Annotated in this window: 18 protein-coding genes, 1 pseudogene and 1 other annotated feature; of the genes and pseudogenes, 10 read left to right on the top strand and 9 right to left on the bottom strand. The window is 50.4% G+C overall.

From position 1 onward, the window contains the following. Window position 1 precedes the first annotated feature (1 nt). The 4 genes from holA (at window position 2) to C8J48_RS10535 (ending at window position 5095) form a co-directional block, all read left to right on the top strand. Window positions 2-1048 carry a DNA polymerase III subunit delta gene (gene holA, locus C8J48_RS10550; RefSeq protein ID WP_107726595.1) on the top strand — a complete coding sequence of 349 codons (1047 nt, stop codon included), beginning with the start codon at window positions 2-4 and terminating at the stop codon, window positions 1046-1048. 195 nt (window positions 1049-1243) lie between these two features. Continuing rightward, on the top strand, window positions 1244-3379 hold the full coding sequence (locus tag C8J48_RS10545) for a BglG family transcription antiterminator (RefSeq protein WP_107726593.1): 2136 nt from the start codon (window positions 1244-1246) through the stop codon (window positions 3377-3379). A 15-nt stretch (window positions 3380-3394) separates the two neighbouring features. After that, entirely contained in the window at window positions 3395-3667 is a 273-nt protein-coding gene (locus C8J48_RS10540) for a PTS sugar transporter subunit IIB (RefSeq protein WP_170105370.1), read from the top strand. 162 nt (window positions 3668-3829) lie between these two features. After that, complete coding sequence (locus C8J48_RS10535; RefSeq protein ID WP_107726589.1) at window positions 3830-5095, top strand: PTS ascorbate transporter subunit IIC; 1266 nt, start codon at window positions 3830-3832, stop codon at window positions 5093-5095. Window positions 5096-5214: 119 nt separating this feature from the next. Here C8J48_RS10535 and C8J48_RS10530 read toward each other — a convergent pair whose 3' ends face one another. The 4 genes from C8J48_RS10530 to C8J48_RS10515 all read right to left on the bottom strand — a co-directional run bounded on the left by C8J48_RS10530 (window position 5215) and on the right by C8J48_RS10515 (window position 9354). Further along, a complete protein-coding gene (locus tag C8J48_RS10530; RefSeq protein WP_107726588.1) occupies window positions 5215-6087 on the bottom strand; it encodes a tagatose bisphosphate family class II aldolase in 873 nt (290 codons plus the stop codon). Window positions 6088-6111: 24 nt separating this feature from the next. Beyond that, the gene (locus tag C8J48_RS10525; RefSeq protein WP_107726586.1) at window positions 6112-7539 is read right to left on the bottom strand and encodes a PTS fructose transporter subunit IIC; all 1428 of its coding nucleotides are present in this window, start codon (window positions 7537-7539) and stop codon (window positions 6112-6114) included. After that, complete coding sequence (gene pfkB, locus C8J48_RS10520) at window positions 7536-8471, bottom strand: 1-phosphofructokinase (RefSeq protein ID WP_107726584.1); 936 nt, start codon at window positions 8469-8471, stop codon at window positions 7536-7538. Before pfkB ends, C8J48_RS10525 begins: the two co-directional genes overlap by 4 nt. A gap of 88 nt (window positions 8472-8559) precedes the next feature. Continuing rightward, on the bottom strand, window positions 8560-9354 hold the full coding sequence (locus C8J48_RS10515; protein WP_107726582.1) for a MurR/RpiR family transcriptional regulator: 795 nt from the start codon (window positions 9352-9354) through the stop codon (window positions 8560-8562). Between the two features lie 297 nt (window positions 9355-9651). Here C8J48_RS10515 and C8J48_RS10510 point away from each other — a divergent pair, with 297 nt between their 5' ends. Further along, a complete protein-coding gene (locus C8J48_RS10510; protein ID WP_107727700.1) occupies window positions 9652-10119 on the top strand; it encodes a 2-thiouracil desulfurase family protein in 468 nt (155 codons plus the stop codon). 279 nt (window positions 10120-10398) lie between these two features. Here the strand turns inward: C8J48_RS10510 and C8J48_RS10505 are convergent, their stop codons facing one another. Then, a complete protein-coding gene (locus tag C8J48_RS10505; protein WP_107726581.1) occupies window positions 10399-10902 on the bottom strand; it encodes a CcdC family protein in 504 nt (167 codons plus the stop codon). Window positions 10903-11041: 139 nt separating this feature from the next. After that, window positions 11042-11271: a binding site (T-box leader), on the top strand. A gap of 46 nt (window positions 11272-11317) precedes the next feature. On the opposite strand from C8J48_RS10505, the gene trpS reads away from it, so the two are divergent. Then, on the top strand, window positions 11318-12298 hold the full coding sequence (trpS, locus tag C8J48_RS10500) for a tryptophan--tRNA ligase (protein WP_107727699.1): 981 nt from the start codon (window positions 11318-11320) through the stop codon (window positions 12296-12298). A 180-nt stretch (window positions 12299-12478) separates the two neighbouring features. Here the strand turns inward: trpS and C8J48_RS10495 are convergent, their stop codons facing one another. Together C8J48_RS10495 and rpsT are read right to left on the bottom strand one after the other, a co-directional pair. After that, a complete protein-coding gene (locus C8J48_RS10495) occupies window positions 12479-13666 on the bottom strand; it encodes a MalY/PatB family protein (protein WP_107726579.1) in 1188 nt (395 codons plus the stop codon). Between the two features lie 142 nt (window positions 13667-13808). Continuing rightward, the gene (gene rpsT, locus C8J48_RS10490; RefSeq protein ID WP_107726576.1) at window positions 13809-14075 is read right to left on the bottom strand and encodes a 30S ribosomal protein S20; all 267 of its coding nucleotides are present in this window, start codon (window positions 14073-14075) and stop codon (window positions 13809-13811) included. 364 nt (window positions 14076-14439) lie between these two features. On the opposite strand from rpsT, the gene gpr reads away from it, so the two are divergent. The 3 genes from gpr to C8J48_RS10475 all read left to right on the top strand — a co-directional run bounded on the left by gpr (window position 14440) and on the right by C8J48_RS10475 (window position 17391). Beyond that, window positions 14440-15564 carry a GPR endopeptidase gene (gene gpr, locus C8J48_RS10485; RefSeq protein ID WP_107726574.1) on the top strand — a complete coding sequence of 375 codons (1125 nt, stop codon included), beginning with the start codon at window positions 14440-14442 and terminating at the stop codon, window positions 15562-15564. A gap of 286 nt (window positions 15565-15850) precedes the next feature. Beyond that, window positions 15851-16993 carry a stage II sporulation protein P gene (spoIIP, locus tag C8J48_RS10480; protein WP_170105368.1) on the top strand — a complete coding sequence of 381 codons (1143 nt, stop codon included), beginning with the start codon at window positions 15851-15853 and terminating at the stop codon, window positions 16991-16993. Between the two features lie 23 nt (window positions 16994-17016). Beyond that, window positions 17017-17391 (top strand): DUF3679 domain-containing protein, encoded by a 375-nt coding sequence (locus C8J48_RS10475; RefSeq protein ID WP_107726570.1) that lies wholly within the window; start codon window positions 17017-17019, stop codon window positions 17389-17391. A gap of 148 nt (window positions 17392-17539) precedes the next feature. On the opposite strand, the pseudogene C8J48_RS10470 reads toward C8J48_RS10475, so the two are convergent. Further along, a pseudogene (locus tag C8J48_RS10470) lies at window positions 17540-17698 on the bottom strand (phosphotransferase enzyme family protein); the annotation flags it as partial. A 31-nt stretch (window positions 17699-17729) separates the two neighbouring features. Further along, window positions 17730-18674 (bottom strand): type I pantothenate kinase, encoded by a 945-nt coding sequence (coaA, locus tag C8J48_RS10465; RefSeq protein WP_107726565.1) that lies wholly within the window; start codon window positions 18672-18674, stop codon window positions 17730-17732. Between the two features lie 127 nt (window positions 18675-18801). Here coaA and C8J48_RS18740 point away from each other — a divergent pair, with 127 nt between their 5' ends. Then, the gene (locus C8J48_RS18740; protein ID WP_170105366.1) at window positions 18802-18951 is read left to right on the top strand and encodes a hypothetical protein; all 150 of its coding nucleotides are present in this window, start codon (window positions 18802-18804) and stop codon (window positions 18949-18951) included. Window positions 18952-18995: the final 44 nt, after the last annotated feature.

Here is an 18995-nt window from a genome sequence, read left to right as displayed (position 1 = left end):
GATGGATCAACAGTTGGCGCAGGAATTAAAGCAAGGAACGATCGCACCTCTCTATCTCTTTTATGGGAAGGAGTCTTATCTGATTGAGGAAACCTGTCGCTGGATACAAGAACGGATCTCCTCCGGTGATGGGAATGAGTGGAGCCACACGGTAATGGATCTGGAGGAAACCGCGATACAAGATGTGGTCCGAGAAGTGGAAACCGCTTCTTTTTTTGCGGAGGCGCGTGTGGTTGTTGCCAAACACGCCTGGTTTTTAACCGGTGCCACCAATAAGGGTAAAGTGGATCACCAGGTGGAAGAGCTTTTGCGGTATACACAAGCGCCGGTGGAGGAAAATGTCCTGATCCTGACGGTGGAAGCGGAAAAGCTGGATAGTCGCAAAAAGCTGGTAAAAGAGTTAAAAAAAACGGCTCGAATCGCTGCCTTTCCCCCATTGGAGGCTAAAGATTTGGAGCGATGGGTGAATAAGCGGATCCGCCAGGCAGATTTGCTCCCCCATCCGCAAGCGGCACACACCTTAATCCAACATGTGGGTTCTGATCTGCGTTTGCTTGATGCGGAGATTCGTAAGCTCTCCACCTATGTAGGAGCTGGGGGGACACTCACACCTTCCGGAGTGAAAGAGTTGGTTCCACGCACGTTGGAACAGGATGTGTTTCAACTGACCAATCGTGTGGCCCAGCGTCGAACGGGAGAGGCTTTGGCCATTTTCTACGATCTTCTGGCCAACCGCGAGGAGCCGATTCGCATCCTGGCTTTGGTCATCCGCCAGTTTCGTCTCCTCTTACAGGTAAAAGTGCTGGCAAGTCAAGGAAAAGGGGAGCGAGAGATCGCTTCTCTGCTCGGGGCTCACCCCTATCCCGTAAAATTGGCGTTGCAACAAGGGCGCTCCTTTTCCGAAGAAGCCTTACGCACTTTGTTGGAACGGTCGATTGCGGCAGACCATGATATTAAATCCGGCCGCATCGATAAGGTGCTGGCGGTTGAGCGACTTCTTCTCTCCTTGGAAATAGCGGGAACACCGGCTTCCAACAAGAGTCTTTAAAATTGCTGCGATAGAATAAGGAGTGCTATCCGTGCATAAATAGGTATCACGTTACGACCGGGCATAACGCTCGGTCTTTTATTCATACAAAACTGCCACATTGAAAGCGGAATCAATTTGCAAATGACGTTTGAGTTGTAGGGAGATAAACTGAAGAGGAAAGAAGAACATCCCATTTTGCAGGAGTAGTGGCCTATGGTTGCCTCGTTAACTTCCAGACAACGTTTTCTTGCGCTCCATTTGTTGGCGCGGGAGGAATTTGAGACGGTGGCAGCGCTCTCAGCTGGATTTCGCGTCAGCCCGCGGACGATTCGTTATGATCTGAAATTGTTGGAGGGTTGGTTTGGGGAATGGGGGTTGGAGTTGGAACGCAGACCGCGGCGAGGGGTGATTCTGCGTGGGGGACGTTCGGAAAGGGAGCGGGCGGAAATTCATTTGGATACTCCCGAGCCACGGATCGTGCCCCTCACAAAAGAAGAGCGGATTCGATCGATAACCTTGTTCCTGCTGGTCCAATCCGACGGATTGACCGTGGATCAATTAGCCCGAGAGTTGGATATCTCCAGGGGGACGGTTCTAAGGGATCTGGATGTGGTACAGAAACAGCTCGTCGTCCACGGGGTGGTGGTAGAACGAATTCCGGGTCGGGGTTTATACACTCGGTCAAGTGAGTTTCATTGGCGGCAGGCTGCGGCTGTTTTATTGACTGATATGCGACAGGATGGTGAATATCGGTCCCTCCCTCTCCAGTCTGGCTCCGATCCATTCTCAGGTTGGCCGACGGAGGCGATGATGAGGGAGTTTGAAGAGACCCTCTCCCGCTGGGGAAGTCCGCTGGTGCAAGCGTTGTCAGGGAGTGCGCTTCAAGTTCTGGCGGTTTACCTTGCCCTTATGGTCGTCCGGTTGAAGGCGGGCAAATGGATAGAGAAAGCGAAAAAGGAACCGGATGATGTAAAACCGTTGCCTGAGTATGCGGAGGCCTTGCGACTTTCCCATCATCTAGAGGAACGATTCTGCATCGATGTTCCCGAATCTGAAACGGTTCACCTCACTCTTCGTCTGTTGGGTGCCCAACGATTTCAGGTATTGCGGACGGAGATCGGGGAGAATGACCCATCGGTTGGACGGGTGGTGGATGGGATTATTCGTGTCGTGAGCGACATGTTGCAAATGCCGTTGGAACGGGATAAGGAATTGCAGGAGGGTCTGTCAGTCCATTTGAAACCAGCCCTGATCCGTCTTCGCTTTGGCTTCTTCATCAAGAACCCGCTTTTAAAGGAGGTTCGCTCCCGCTATCCACGTATATACGCGGCGTCGCAAAAAGCGGCCTTTTGGGTAGAGCGGGTGACCGGCCATTCTGTACCACCGAGTGAAATCGGATATATCGCCATGCATATAGGGGCGGCTGTCTGGCGTTTTACCGCGACGAAACCGACGGTGCGGAGGGTCCTGTTGGTCTGTGCCTCCGGGGTGGGTACCGCCAAATTGCTGGAATCCCATCTGCGTCGCGAACTCTCCGGGGTAGTATGGACAGGCGTTTCAACAGCAGCAAAGGCGAAAGAGGAGGCAGAGCGACACCAAGTCGATTTTGTAATTAGTACCTTACCGTTGGATGACAGCTTCCCGGATCTTCCTGTTCACTTTATTTCGCCGGTTCCCACCTGGGAAGAGATCCAGATTTTGCGGGAGAAGCTGCTTTTCGTACGCCGTCCGGAACGCGTTCCCCCCATTTCCCGTCTTATGGCGTTAATCGACGAGCATGCCCACATCCGGAACCGGAAGGGTTTAGAAAAGAGGCTCACCGAGTGGATGGGAAACCATTTTTCGATGCCGTCTCCCGAAGTTTCCTCATTTTCAACAGGAAGGATGGATTGCGACCCGATGTTGGACCAGTTGTTAAAGTCTGAACACCTCTGTTTGCAGCAGTCTTGCAGTGATTGGAAAGAGGCGGTGAACACCGGTGCCCGGCCATTACTGGAGCGGGGGATGATTGAACGCTCCTATGTGGAACAAATTGTACGCAATATGATCGAACACGGTGCCTATATGGTGATCGCACCTGGTATCGCCCTCTTGCACGCGCGTCCCGAGGACGGGGTGAATGCGGTCTGTATGAGCCTTCTAACTTTGGATGAAGGGGTATCTTTCGGCCATGAGGCGAATGACCCGGTCGATGTCGTGATCACGTTTGCCACCCTGGATAACAACATGCATTTGACGGCATTGTCGCAGTTGATGGAGCTGCTGTCAGATGAACAACGTTTAGAACGATTGCGTGAAGCGAAAACGTCCCCAGAAGCACAAAGGGTGATCCAACCCTTTTTACCTTAAGGAGGAATGTTGATCATGAAAAAAATTCTTGTCGTTTGCAGCAACGGTCTGGGAAGTAGTCTCATGTTAAAGTCCAATATCCAAAAAGTGTTGCAGGAAAAGAAGGTCGAAGCGGAAGTGGAAAACTGCGACCTTGGATCCGCCGGTTCCTTGAGCAAAGGTATGGATTTGGTGGTTACCTCCCAAGGCCTAGCTGGAGAGTTGGAGGGTTTGGGTATTCCGGTGGTGACGATCACCAATTTTATCAGTAAGCAGGAAGTTGAAGAAAAAGTCCTATCCCGCTTTTAGAGAAGAGAAAGGGGACTGTATGGTCGGGTGAAAGGTTTTTCACTCCAAGTCTCACCTTGATCGCTTCACTTCCGGTCTCGTTGGGCGCCTTTTTTGCAACGGAATGATGACGATCATACAGTCCCGACAAGCCTGAATACGCAACCAAAGGAGCTTGTACCAATGGAGGGTTTTCTGGGATTTATCGTCAATGAAATCCTGAGTCAACCGGCGATAATCGCCGGTATGATGGCCATGATTGGGTTGGTTTTACTCAAAAAACCCCTACGTTCCATCCTGAACGGCACACTTAAAACGATTATTGGCTTCCTCCTCCTAGGGGTGGGAGCTGATGTGGTGGTTCAGTCACTCGGCCCGTTGGGAACGATCTTGAACCAAGGGTTCGGAATTCGGGGATTAATCCCCAATAATGAAGCGATCGTGGGGGTGGCGGTTCAAACCCTAGGGCAGCAAACGGCCATCATCATGAGTCTGGGTTTTGTTTTCAATTTATTGTTTGCGCGGTTTACACCGTTCAAATATATCTTCCTCACCGGTCATCACGCTTTTTTTATGGCGTGTCTGCTGTCCGCAGTTTTGACGGCTGCTGGAATCCAAGGCTTTTCTGCCATCTTGATCGCTTCTGTGATCCTCGGGTTGCTGATGGTCGTGCTTCCAGCGTTGGCCCAACCCTTTGTTCGTCGGATTACCGGGGATGATAGTTTGGCAATTGGTCATTTTGGTACCTTTGGCTATATATCAGCGGGTCTGGTAGGAAAATGGTTAGGAAACCCAGACAAGTCGACGGAGGATTTAAAACTGCCCCAGGGGTTGAGTTTTCTTCGTGACACCACCATTTCCACCGCTGTTACCATGGTCGTCTTATATGTTGGGATAACATTGGCGGCTGGTCCTGAAGCGGCAGCAGGTGTTGCAAAAGACCAGAATTATGTGATGTTTGCGATTATGCAAGGGTTGTTGTTTGCCGTCGGCCTGTATGTTATCCTGGCGGGCGTTCGTATGATGCTGGCTGAGATTGTTCCCGCTTTCCAAGGGATTGCGGAAAAGTTGGTCCCCGACGCAAAACCGGCTCTAGATTGTCCAGTGATGTTCAATTTTGCTCCTACCGCCGTTATACTGGGTTTTCTCGCTAGTTTTCTCGGCGGTTTGATCGGCCTGAGCATCCTGGTTGTTGTGGGCTTGCCGGTGATTATTCCCGGTCTCGTCCCCCATTTTTTTACCGGAGCGACTGCCGGTGTTTTTGGAAATGCCACAGGGGGAAGAAGGGGAGCCTTTCTTGGAGCGCTGACCAACGGTCTTTTGATCAGCTTTCTGCCTGCGCTATTGGTGCCGGTCCTGGGAGATCTCGGCTTTGAAAATACCACCTTTGGCGACACGGACTTCAGTGTTGTCGGATTGATCATCGGATACATGGTCCGACTGTTTTAGGAAAATGGAGATAAAAGAACATCAATCCCCCTCGGCGGCGACCAAGGGGGATTGATGTTTGGATTAGGAAATGGAAAAAATCGAAAGCGGTCGTTGACGAACCGGTAATGGAAGCAGACTCATGAAATTTGGGCCTCAACCGGAATACGCCCATCGCTTTTGCACATGCGGATTTTTTCCGCGACGATAGCGGCCATTGCTTGTTTGGCGGGCTCCATATATTTGCGCGGATCGCTAGCTTCTGGATGCTCTCGGAAGTAGCTTTTTAGCGCATCGGCAAAGGGGATTTTTAGGTCGGTGGCGATATTCACCTTGCAACATCCCAGTTGGATGCATTTTTGTACCTCTGCGGGAGAGATGCCGGATGCGCCGTGTAGGACGAGGGGAACATCGACCCGGTCGTGAATCTCCGCCAGCCGATCCAGGTCGAGCCGGGGTTCTGCTTGATAAAGTCCGTGGGCGGTACCGATCGCGACGGCAAGGGAGTCGATGCCGGTACGCTCCACGAATTCCTGTGCAGCCGCCGGATCCGTGTAATAGGAGTCGGCTTCATCGACGACCAGATCGTCCTCCTGTCCACCCAACCGGCCTAATTCCGCCTCTACTGTGGCCCCGTAGGCATGGGCGCATTCTACCACTTCCCGTACAATGTCCACGTTTTGTGCAAAGGGGTGATGGGAAGCGTCGATCATCACTGATTTCGTACCGAGCCGGAGGGATTCCTGGATGTCTTTCAGCCGTTCATGATGATCCAAATGAAGCGCGATGGGAACGGCATACCGGGTGGCGGCCGTTTCGGCAAGAGACTGGATAAAATCCCGGCCCGCATAATGAAAGGTTCCAGGAGTGGCGGCCAGGATGACCGGTGAACCGAGCGCGTTGGCCGTTTCCGTGATTACCTGAACCGTTTCCAGGTTGTGGACGTTAAAAGCGGGGACGGCGTATCCGTTTTTTTGTGCATCTTTTAGCATTTCTTTTGTGTTTACCAGCATGTTTGACCCCCTATAAAAAAGTGTTTATGCAGCTGCGCCGTTGGAATCATCGGCTTGATTGACCGGTGTTTTCTTTCCCGCCCGGGACCATCCGTATAAAACGGCTCCGATCAAAGAACCGGCCAGGATGGAGAGTACCCAGACTAGAGCACCGGTCACCACCGGCAGCACCAGGAAACCGCCGTGAGGAGCGGGAACCTGTACCTGTGCCAAATAGGTAAGAACGGCAGATACAGAGGAAGCCACCATCAGGATGGGTAGAACGACCATCGGGTTTTTAGCTGCAAACGGAATCGCCCCTTCTGTGATGTGGGTGGAACCCAGGATAAAGTTGACCAGTCCGGCGTTACGCTCCTCTTTATCAAACCGCTTCGGGAAAAATACGGTGGCAAAAGCGATGACCAGGGGTGGAGTGATACAGGCGGCAGAAACACCAGCCATAAAGTAAAAGTTCCCTTCCCCCAGCAGGGCTGTTCCTGTCACATAAGCCGCTTTGTTGACAGGGCCGCCCATATCGAACGCGCACATGGAACCGATAATGATACCGAGCAAAATAGGGTTGGCTCCTTGGAAATTGCTCAGGAACGATTTCATCCCTTCATTAATGGCGGTCATTGGTTCCACCAATAGTGTCATCACCCCGCCGATCAGTAGAATGCCCAGAACAGGATAGAGGAAGATTGCTTTTAGTCCATCCAACGACTGGGGCAGACTACGGAAAAGTCTTTGCAGTAGCAGGACCAGTCCACCGGCAGCAAAACCGGCCACAATTCCGCCGAGGAATCCTGCACCACCAGTACTGGCGATCATACCGCCGATAAAGCCGACGACCATCCCCGGTCGTTTGGCCATCGATTCCGCGATAAAGGCGGCCAGAATGGGCACCATCAGTTGGAATCCGATGGAACCGGTTTGATTGAGGAATGCAGCGAGAGGATGGTAGGATTCGTGTTCAGGATCGGCGGAATGGATTCCAAACAGGAAGGAGACTGCGATCAGCACCCCGCCCCCTACGACAAAGGGAAGCATATGGGAGACACCGTTCATCAGGTGCTTGTAGATGGCGTGGCGCCATTTACGATTTTCCGGGGTTGTCTCCTCCTGTTGAGACGGGGACGGTTTACTCCCCTGATAAGGCTTGGCTTTTCCATCCAAAATCGTTTGAATCAATTGTTCCGCTTCGCGAATCCCCCGTGTGACCGAGACCTCGATCGTCGGTTTTCCATAGAAGCGATCAGCATTTACATTTTTATCGGCGGCGATGATTACACCGTCGGCTTCCTGGATATCCGCTGGGGATAACTCATTCTCCACACCGATCTGGCCGTGGGTCTCCACTTTGATGTCGACATTCAGTTTGGCGGCAGCTTTTTTTAGCGCTTCCTCCGCCATAAAAGTGTGGGCGATCCCGGTGGGACAACCGGTAGCGGCCACGATTTTCACTTTTTTCATGATAATTTCACCTCCGATTGGCTGTGAACCGAAACTTGAACCTGTTGACGCAGATTTTCCACATCAGATAAATCGCTGAGCCCCTTTGAGAAGGCGGTAGACGCTCCCGCTGCTGAGGCGTAGGTTAAGGCATCGATCAGAGAATCCCCCTTCATGCGGCGTCCGAGAAACGATGCCAGCAGGGCGTCACCAGAACAGGCGGTATTAACCACGTTTCCTTGAGGGGATGTAACCCGGATCGACGTTTCCGGCGAGAGATACAACGATCCCCGCTCTCCCAGGGAGACCAATACCTGTTGCGCTCCCCGTTCAAGGAGCTCCCGCCCTTTCTCCTGGATGCCCGCTTCATTTAAGGAAGGAAGACCAAAAAATTGAGCCAGTTCGTCTTCATTGGGTTTCACCAGATACGGTTGATAAGGAAGGCAGTCCAGCAAGCGGGGAGAGCTGATATCCAACACGAGCCGGATTGACCGTTGGCGGGCGATGGATGCGATTTGTTCATAGATGCTTTCGTCCATGCCCGGCGGGAGGCTGCCGGAGACCACCAGTGTGGCCTTTTTGGGGAGGGAGCGGATTTTATCCAACATTTTTTCCGCATCTGCTTTTGCGATGGTGGGTCCTTTGTTGACGATTTTGTATTCTTCTTCTGCGTTGATAAAGATGTTGATACGGGTGATGCCGTCAATTGGGATAAAATTCGTCGCGATTCCGGCCAGCTGCAATTGCTGGTCGATATACTCCCCGGTAAAACCGCCGAGAAAGCCCATAGCCGTATTGTTGAAACCCATCCGATTAAGAATGAAGGAGACATTGATTCCTTTGCCGTTGGCTTGGTAATCTTCTTCCACCGTCCGGTTGACAGTGTGGGGACGGAAGGTTTCCATGGAAACAAACAGATCGATCGCAGGGTTTAATGTGCAGGTGTAGATCACGCTCTCCCTCCTTTTTGTCTAATGTTTTTGCCTATCTTTATTATCCGACAGGAAGAGCCGGCTGTGTTTACCGTTTGTGAAAAGGTTTTCATGAAGGGGTTGATTCATCCGACATGCGGATGACGTAGGCATCCAGCAAAATGCGGGAAAGAACATGCAACGGGAGGCGAGAGCGGACTTCATAGTTGGGAAAAAAGGATTGTTCTCCTTTGTACCCAAACAAACAGATATCGGACAAACGGGCCAGTCTGGAGGTGGTTTTGGTGGTTAAAGACAGGGTGGTGATGCCTTTTACTTTTAGGGCACCCGCCGCCTCAACCAACTCCTCCGTTTCGCCGCTGAGGGAGATGAAGACGACGAGATCCCCTTCCGCCAGTTTTCGCGCTTTTACTTTGATGATGTTGGGATCATTGTGGATTTCACAGTTTTTTCCGAGAAGCTGTAGCTTAACCGTCATTTCTGTGGCGATCATTTCTGAAAAACCACGGGCAAAGACATAGATTTTCTCGGCTTTCCGCAGTTGTCGGATTGCCTCTTCCACCGTGCGGATATCGATCATCTGGATGGTGCGGACCACTTCCTGCTCATTTTTATGAACGGCCTCTTTGATCTGGGTGTCGATATCGGCGGTGATGGTGACGGATTGCCGTTCCTTCAGGTTTTCGCGGACATGATGCTTAAATTCGGTATAACCCTCATAACCGATTTTTTTCATCAAGCGGACAATCGTGGCGGTGGAAACAGCGGCTTCTTCACTTAACGTGACAATGGACAGGCGGGGGATGCGTTCAATGTTGGCCACAATATAATCCAGCAGATGCCGTTCGGTATCGCTCATCTGTAAAAGTGATTCGGAAAGTTGTCGGATCAAGGCGTCTTTCATCAGTATCCATCCTTTTTGTTCACCGTAAATGTTTTTTATAGTGTACCCTCTCGCACGGGAGGGACAAAAGTACCTTCTAAACAGAGGGGACTCCAGATTTGGATGCTGACTATCCTTGGCAGGCCTAATACGGGGATACCCCCCTTTTTCGCCGGGGAATATGGAAATCGGGACCCGGCTCCACGTGGCCAACAATTTGGAGTCCTTCTTCCTTTGCGTTAAACTGAGTAAAACAGTGGAGATTCAAACATCGTTGAGGGGGTGAAAGTAGGAATGGAACGATCAGAAGGGAACAAGGTGAAGATTGTGAGCGGCTGTTTTGCCGGTATCGCTTGCCGGTATGATCAAAAGCATTGGCGGGTGGAGGAGATCCAACGGCTGGTGCGGGAAGGGAAGGCGATTCCGGTCTGTCCCGAGCAGATGGGGGGACTGCCTACCCCTCGCAATCCAGCGGAGATTGTTGGCGGGGATGGGGAGGATGTCCTTGACGGGAAGGCGCGTGTGATTGATAACCAAGGCAATGATGTCACGGAGCAATACATAGCCGGTGCACGGGAAGCGTTGGCTATGGCCGAAGCCGTCGGAGCCGAAGAAGCGATTCTCAAGGAGAGAAGCCCTTCCTGCGGTAGTTGTATGATTTATAACGGTACTTTCAGCGGGACGAAAAAAGAAGGGATCGGTGTTACCACCGCCCTTCTCCGCCGTCACGGTATTCGGGTGATATCGGAAGAAACATGGGAGAGTGAGGGGGAAAATCAAACCTGATCGTGCATGCCAACCCGATGCACGATTACGTAACAATCCATTGTGGAGCACCCGTAGCCCATGTGCAGACATATTCAAGTTCTTAACAAAAAATAGTCAGACTTGCGAAAGGGGAAAAACCATATTTTTCCTACTCTGGATGCTCAACTAACCTGCATATTCGCATAACGGAGACTTTTCCCGTCCACAATATCATATTTCTCATAAAACCCAAATCATTAGAATAACCCTTGACGGAATTTCATCAAGGGTTGACTTCGATCATATCGTTAAACCCGTCTACTCCACTTCAGCCGTCTTTTGCACCATCTCCCGTTTGAGGCGGATAAAGTTGCGATACATAGCTAAGCGCCAGGGGAGCAACATCCCAAAGGCCAGTACAAAAAAGATACCAGCGGTCTGTTCCAGGGAGATCAATTGGTTCACGTATTCGTGGGCCAGCATCCGGATCGCCAACAGGATGAAAAGAATCCAGATAAATGCTTTGGATCGCTTTAGATAAATTTGTTGTCCCACTACTTCAAACCGTGAGCTATATATCAGCGGCAAGGAGAAGAAAAGCGCTCCCGCCAAAAAAGCGATCAATCCCCATAGAAGCGGAATGTGAGCAGGCGGATATAAAAACATCAGAAAACCGGTACTCATCCCCAAAGGCGGCATCAAAATTTTGATGGCGTTGGTGGGACGTTGGGCGGAGCGTACCCGTACGAGCAGGAATAATCCGGCCATAAACAAGGTGCCTAATGTGATTAGATGAGGGTTTAAGCTAAAAGGAATGCCCATATCCGTTATCCTTTCATCACTTGTCTTCTTTTATCAGTATAGCATGGTGTACAGGAATATAACCGATTGACGGGATTGCTTTCACGAAATAGACGAGGTATGATGGAGAATGAAAATGTCAGGAAAACATCTGACTATAGCTGAAGCGATGATGAAGAAGAGTAGTGCGGACGGACTGTTCAGAGAGTTGGTGGAAGCTGCGAGCCAATCAGTCCCCTGTGTGAATGGGCTTCGGAGCTGTCCCTCCAAAAGGCGTCGGCGGTGGTGGACGTCAAGGAACGGACCGGCCGAATATGGCCGTTATCTAGGAGTGTGCCGTCAGCAAACGGCGAAGCAGGGTGGTACCGCGAGCAAAGTCTCGTCCCTAATTGGGGACGGGCTTTTATTTTTTATTGAGGATAAGGATGTGAAAAAGGTGACACGTGTATTTTCTGGGATGCAACCGACCGGTGTGCTCCATCTGGGAAACTATTTGGGAGCGATGAAGCAATTTATTGCCTTGCAGGAGGAGGGAGAATGTTATTACTGTATTGTTGATCTGCATGCGTTAACCATCCCCCGCGATCCGGCCGAACTGCGGCGGCGGACACGGGAGTTAGCGGGTCTCTATGTGGCGGCGGGGCTAGATCCCGCGAAGGCGACTATCTTTGTCCAATCCCATAACCCCGATCACGCGGAAGCGGCATGGTTGTTGCAGTGTGTGGCTCGCATCGGGGAGTTGAGCCGTATGACCCAGTTTAAGGATAAGGGGAAGGATTCCGAGAGCGCCACTTCAGGCTTGTTCACATATCCGGTTCTAATGGCGGCGGACATCTTGCTTTACCAAACCGAGGTGGTGCCGGTTGGGGAGGATCAGCGGCAACATATGGAGTTAACGCGGGATCTGGCGGAGCGGTTCAACCGCCAGTACGGGGAAGTGTTCACTGTTCCTGACGTGAGGATCCAGAAAGCGACCGCCCGCATTATGGGATTGGACAATCCTGAGAAAAAAATGAGTAAAAGCGCTCCCAGTGAAGCCAATTATATCGCTTTGCTGGAGGAGCCGAAGTCGATTTTGAAAAAGTTTAAGCGAGCGGTGACGGATTCCGGGACAGAGATTCGATTCGATCCTGAACAAAAAGCGGGAGTGAGCAACTTACTGTCCATCTACAGTGCCGTCAGTGGTCAATCGATTGATACATTGGTAGAACAGTATCAAGGAAAGGGTTACGGCCATCTCAAGGTGGATACCGCCGAAGCGGTAATTGCCGAATTGGAGCCGTTGCAGGCGCGTTATCATCAATTGATGGAAAGCGGGGAGATCGACGATATCTTAGCAAAAGGAGCCAAACAAGCCCGGGCTGCCACAGCAGAAACGTTGGCTAAGATGAAGGAAGCGATGGGACTTATCCTGTGAGCAAAAAGCGAGCCGAATTCGCCTTACCGAAGAAAAAATCAAATGCCGTCTTCATAGGCGGCATTTGATTTTGATTAATTAATAGACTGAACCGTTAGGAATCATGAGTGGCTTGTGCAAGGTGAATGATTAATTCGCTTTTCTAATTATGAGGGAGGAATCATCAAAAACCATTTGTTATCATCCTTTCCCCGCTCGATAAACGTTGATCGCTTTTTCGATCCGTTGCAACCCTTCCTGCAACAATGCACGCGGGGTAGCGAGATTGAGCCGCATAAACCCTTCCCCTTCCAGTCCAAATGTATCTCCTGTCAGCAAGGCTACTTTGGCTTGTTCCAGCATGAACGACTTTAACGCTTTGGCATCCATACCGAGATCACGCCAATCCATCCAAACCAAGTAGGTTCCTTCTGGTTGGATTACTTTGATCTCTGGAATCTGTTTTTCGCGATACGCAGTCAAGAAATGGAGGTTTTGTTCAACATATGTGAGACACTGATCCAGCCATTCTGCACCGTTTCGATATGCGCTCTCCGTTGCCACCATGCCAAAGGTGTTGCTAAATTGCACAAAGTGATCGTCAACTGCTGCTTTAAATTTTTCTCGTAACTGTGGATTAGGAATGATGATGTTTGCCGTCTGTATCCCCGCTAAGTTGAAGGTTTTAGTGGGGGATGTACACACGATGGAATGCTGCGCCAATTCCTCTGATACGGCGGAAAAAGGGGTATGGGAGGACTGATGATAAACAAGATCGGCGTGAATTTCATCAGCAACGACAAGAACATTTCGCTCTCGACACATCTGTCCTAACTGTGTCAATTCTTCCTGGGTCCAAACACGTCCGACCGGATTGTGCGGACTGCAGAGAAGAAGTATTTTTACACCACTGTCCAATTTTCTCTCTAGGTCATCAAAATCGATTTGATACCGTCCATTGGTATATCGCAGTGGATTGGTAACCAGCTTACGCCCGTGTCGGGTTACCACTTGCGAAAAGGGCGGATATACCGGGGGCTGAATCAAGACGGAATCACCCGGTTCAGAAAAATGAGCGATAATAAAGCTAATGGCTGGCATGACACCGGGACTGTAACAGATCCAGTCTCTCTGAATGTTCCATTGGTGTCTGGTTGCCATCCAATCGATAATGGCTTCATAATAGGAGTCGGGTCTGAGGTTATAGCCAAAAATTCCATGTTCAACCCGCTGTTTCATCGCTTCGATGACCGGTTGGGGTGAGCGAAAATCCATATCGGCTACCCACATTGGATGAAGATTTGGAGCACCAAATATCTTTTCTATTCCATCCCATTTTTCGGAAGCCGTTTGTTTACGATTGACGATTTGGTCAAAGTCGTATCGCATTAGAAATTCTCCTTTTTATAGAGATAGCGAATCGTTTTGCTTCCCTTATAGTACTTATTTGCTGTATAAAAAAACAAACCCGACCAAGGATGGGGTTTGTTTTCCTGTTACGACCGCAAAAGGGTCGTTTTTATGGATTGATTCAGCCGTTCAAGGCGATGAATTTTTGTTCCAGACGGGATTTTTGCCGGGCGGCGGCATTTTTATGGATGAGGCCTTTGGATACGCCTTTATCCAGTTTCCGTTTGGCTTCCCGCAGTAGGATTCCAGCTTGCTCTTTCTCTTGCTGTTCTACGGCGGTCAAGAATTTCTTGACGGAGGTGCGCATTGCGGATTTTTGGGTCATCCGATGCTGGCGCCGTTTTTCGTTGGTTTTGGTCCGTTTGATGGCGGATTTGATATTGGGCATTCGATTCACCTCCCAGATCGGGTATTTCGGTCATTCCAACGTGCAACATGCTAAATTCTATCATGCGGGAAAGCAAAAAGCAAGATGGATTGACCACACCCTATACATAAACGCAGGGGATTGACCACAGGCACTTTCTACGGTCCTTGGGTAATCTCCAGTAACCTGTAGAAAAAAACCTAAGCGAACCCCGTGAGCCCTACGGTTAAAAAGAGTTTCGTTGCCATGTCTCAGGCTGGAATGACTGCTTGGTTTTCGCCTTTCATCCCCATAGCTGAAGCCAGGGGTTTTCCCGCTCGCAAAGAATAAAGCAGGCTCTGCTTTGGGGAGAATGGTAGCAAAAGTGCAAAGAGGTGGGATATCGATGCCCAGAGAAGACCAGCAAGCAGAAGGGGAACACTTTTTGGATTTGGGTCCGTTTCAGGTGCGGACGGACTTGGCCCGGGAAGCGCATGATATGGCCCTGGCTGAGCGGGATGAGGATGAGAGCGGCATTCCTGGCGTTGATGTGGATGAAACAGAAAAAAACGGAATCCTAACCAGCTGGATTCGCATCAAAGATGAGCAGGGTGCCAAAGCGATGAGAAAGGTGCCGGGAGTATATTTAACTTTAGAAGTACCGGCCTTGCGCAGTCAGGATTCGAAGTTGCAACAGCGCGTCTCCGCCCACTTTGCCCAGATGTTTTCTCGCTTTTTGCAAGAAGTGGGGATTGGCCCGGATGCCAACATTTTAATCGTGGGGTTGGGCAATTGGAATGTGACCGCCGATGCATTGGGTCCATTTGTTGTGAAGCACACCATGGTGACACGCCATCTGTTTGAATTGATGCCGGAGCGTGTGGAACAGGGTTATCGTCCGGTTGCCGCTATCTCTCCCGGTGTACTGGGCACAACCGGAATGGAGACGAGCGAGATTATATTCGGGGTTGCCAAGCAGACCAAACCGGATGCGATCATCGCTGTTGACGCTCTCGCTTCCAGGGCGTTGAGCCGGGTGAATACCACCATTCAGGTAGCGGATAACGGTATCCATCCCGGATCAGGGATCGGCAATAAGCGAAAAGCGATCGATAAAGAGACGCTGGGGATTCCGGTGATTGCCATCGGTATTCCTACCGTGGTGGATGCTACCACCATTGCCCACGATACCGTCGATTTTGTCTTGGCTCATTTGAAGCGGGAGATGGGCCAGAAGAAACCCACCAATCCGTTGGACCCGATGAACCGGGCCAGTGTAAAGGAGTTGCGGTCTCAGGAGATCCTTCCCGAGGAAAGGCAACAGATGTTGGGGATGGTGGGAGGGTTGGCTTCTGAGGAGAAACGGCAGTTGATTCACGAGGTACTGGAACCCCTCGGACAAAATTTGATTGTTACACCAAAAGAAGTAGACAGTTTTGTCGGAGATATGGGCAAATTGGTGGCGGATGGACTCAATATCGCGCTCCATGAAGCGGTTACACCGGAAAATGTCTCCGCCCATGTGAATTGAGGACAACACTTTAGATATTGAGTTGTCCCACATGTAGCAACCGGGACGAGATTGGTGCAAAGCCGTGTAAGGAACGAAGTCGAAACGGACTTTAGTGACCTATCATCAACCGTTAGCGGATGAGGCGCTAGATTGCTACAAACAAGCCGGTGGAGTGCCGTGAATAACAAGGGATCGATCCATTTCGGTTTCTAGTTGCCGCCGCTTTATTTTTCCATAGAGTTTCGTTCTAGCGTTGATCTTTCTTCCATATGATGAAGTAGACAAGCATATGGGAGGAAGAATGATGCGATATCGCCAGCACGGCTTTACTACCGTCAATATGTCCGACTCCCGGGTACGTCAGCTGTTTGTGTTTTTAATCCTAGGGACAGCCGTTATTTTCATTTTGACAGGTCTGTTTGCGATGTTGCAGGCAGAGAGAAGCGCCCATACATCGGATCTGGGAAAAGTGATGTCTCATTTCTCCACTGAAACTTTGCTCTATCTCATGGGAGGGGAGCTGCCCTATCTGACGAGCATGCCCGAAGTGGCGGATAAAGAACCCCCATTCTCACGGATCTTTTTTGAACTGGTGACCAGCGTCAATCCGGAAGATCCCCGCAGCTTTCTCGGAAGTGAATTGCCGGGATTTGCGCTTTTTGATACGGAGATCGTGGTAGCAGGGGAAGGGGTGGATTATACATCGGTTCCGATTGAATCCCCACCACCTCCCGACTTGGAAGAAAAATTAAATGATGATGCGGAGGAACCTTCCAAAGAAGAAAAACAACCGCCTGCCGCTTCCGGTGAGAAAAAGGTGTTTATCTACCACACCCATTTTACAGAATCGTATTTGCCGGAATTGTCGGGGACCAATGAGCCAAACCGCGCTTTTGACAAGGAAAAAAATATTACCCAAGTAGGGACCCGTCTCGGTCAAATGCTGGAGCGACACGGCTTGGGAGCGGATGTATCCACCCGGGGCTATAACGCGGATTGGAATCAACTATACAAGGCTTCCAGGGAAACCGTGGTGCAGGCGATGAAACAACATGACGATCTTCAGTACATCCTGGATCTTCATCGGGATTCTCAACGCCGAAAAGCGACCACAAAAGAAATCGAGGGGGAGTCCTATGCCCAGATTGCCTTTGTTATCGGGACGGGGCATAAGGACTGGGAAAAGAATGAGCGCTTTGCGATGAAACTGCATAACAAATTGGATGAGCTGTATCCCGGACTGTCCAAAGGGGTATTTCGCAAAACGCCAATGATGGGCAATGGCGAATACAATCAATCCCTCGCCCCTAACAGTGTGTTGGTGGAAGTAGGGGGAGTGGACAATACCTTTGCAGAGGCATACCGATCGGCAGATGCGCTGGCGCAAGCCTTGGCAGAGATTCACTTTGATGCTGTTCCGGTAGATGCCCAGCCCGATGGAGAATAAATGAGGAAAGGCAGGGAAAGGACATGCGATTGATGGTGCAGGTGATGGCGTTAATGCTGGTACTGATGTTTGGTATCTTTCTCGGTATCGATACCGCTGAAAGGAATATCCAGAAGATCCAGGGAAGCGAAGGCGCTCCCCGTGCCGTCCAGATCACGCCGGAAAACGGTAGGATCGAAATCGCTGTCCTCGGCAATGTTTATGAAACAGAGGTTTCAGATGAGGTGGTAGAAGAAACAGAAGAAAAAAAAGAAGCGGTGCAGGAAGGTAAAGCGGTCGTCAACCAGCAAGGAAGCTGGTTGGCCAAAACCGGCAACCACACCGGTCAACAGGTGAGGAAAGCGGCACGCAAGGTGTTGGAGTCGCTGGTGGCGATGGTGGAGGGCGAGAGTGAGTAGATGAGTTGATTCGATACGGCCGCTAGGCGGTCTTTTTTATTGCTGTCTGCTCATATGGAATCAAATAAATCAAAGTATAGACATATTCACACAAGTTGTAAGCATAATCGTGCTATTTCATTTGAATCCGTTAATCTTGCATCCCTATAATCTTTAAGATATAAGATTTATTGTCTTTTACAAACTGGTACACATAGTTTTCTGCATCAGCTAAAAACTGCACTCGATCTTTCTTAAATCCATAGATAACGGCTGCCTCTGCCAGAACCTTTTCTTCATTGAATATTGCGTTAATCATTTTATGCATACTGATCCTGCTCATGAGATTTTCTCATGGTTCAAAACCGGCGCAGCTGAATTTGGCGAATGGCGTGATCCGAATCCTTTTCCAGAATCAGGCGGGCTCGTGCGCGGGTAGGGGCGATATTTTCCGCTAAATTGCGGGCGTTGATTTCCTTCCAGATGGATCGAGCGGTTTTTTCCGCTTCTTCCACTGTTAGATCGGCATAGCGGCGAAAGTAGGATTCGGGTTGGCGAAAGGCGGTTTTCCGCAACAATTGGAAGCGTTCCACATACCAACGGGCTAGATCCTCTTCGCACGCATCCACATAGAAGGAAAAGTCGAGAAAATCGGAGACCGTCAGATGGGGAGCTTTTTCGCCGGGAGGGGGAGATTGTAGGATATTGAGCCCCTCCAGGATCAACAGGTCAGGTTGACGGATCACTTGTCGCTCTTCCGGCACGATATCATATGTGAGATGCGAATAGACCGGCGCTTCTACTGTGGGTTTCCCCGTTTTAATTTCGGCTAAAAAGCGAAGCAGCCTACGGATATCATAACTCTCAGGAAAGCCTTTTCGCTTCATCAATCCCCGTTCTTCCAAGACTGCTTTGGGATAGAGAAATCCGTCGGTCGTGACCAAGTCAACACGGGGACGGTGGGGAAGTCGGCCTAATAAAATTTGCAATAGGCGTGCCGCTGTGCTTTTGCCCGCGGCGACGCTACCGGCGATGCCGATGATAAAAGGTACTTTGGGCGGAATCTTGCCGAGAAACAGATGGGTTGCTTTTTGTCCTGCGTGGTTGCGATCCGCCAGAAAGTAGATCAATTTAGCCAATGGCAGATAAATCTCCGATACTTCGGCCAATGTGATGGGGTCGTTACGTCCGCGCACTCGTTCCAGTTCACCCGCGGACATGGAGAGGGGGATGCCACCTCCCAGACGGCTCCATTCGATTCGATCAAAAGTATGATAGGGAGAAAATGATGAGGGTTGTGTCATAGGATCACCTGATTGTTTGGATGTTGTATCATTATCAATGGATGACGTTTTCGTTTCTGTGCAACAATGGCACGGTTCGCTTTCAAAAATTCCACTCATCATCAACAGAACGGAGGATGAGGATGGTTTGAGGGGTGGAAAGCGCTTCCCCTATCCATTGGAGTATACACCCCGTTTGCCAGTGGAAGCAATCCGTATTTGGAAACCGTGGTTGCATGACGGGTCGAACAATCCCCGCGGTGAGCCTGCCATCCCACGCGGAGTCGGGGCGGGTTAAGAGCGGAATTTAGGGTGATCAGTACGGTACGTAAAATGGAAGAG

It is taken from the genome of Desmospora activa DSM 45169 (assembly GCF_003046315.1).
Lineage (GTDB): Bacteria > Bacillota > Bacilli > Thermoactinomycetales > DSM-45169 > Desmospora > Desmospora activa.
Note: the sequence above shows the minus strand (reverse complement) of the source record. Positions and strands in the feature narration are given on the sequence as shown.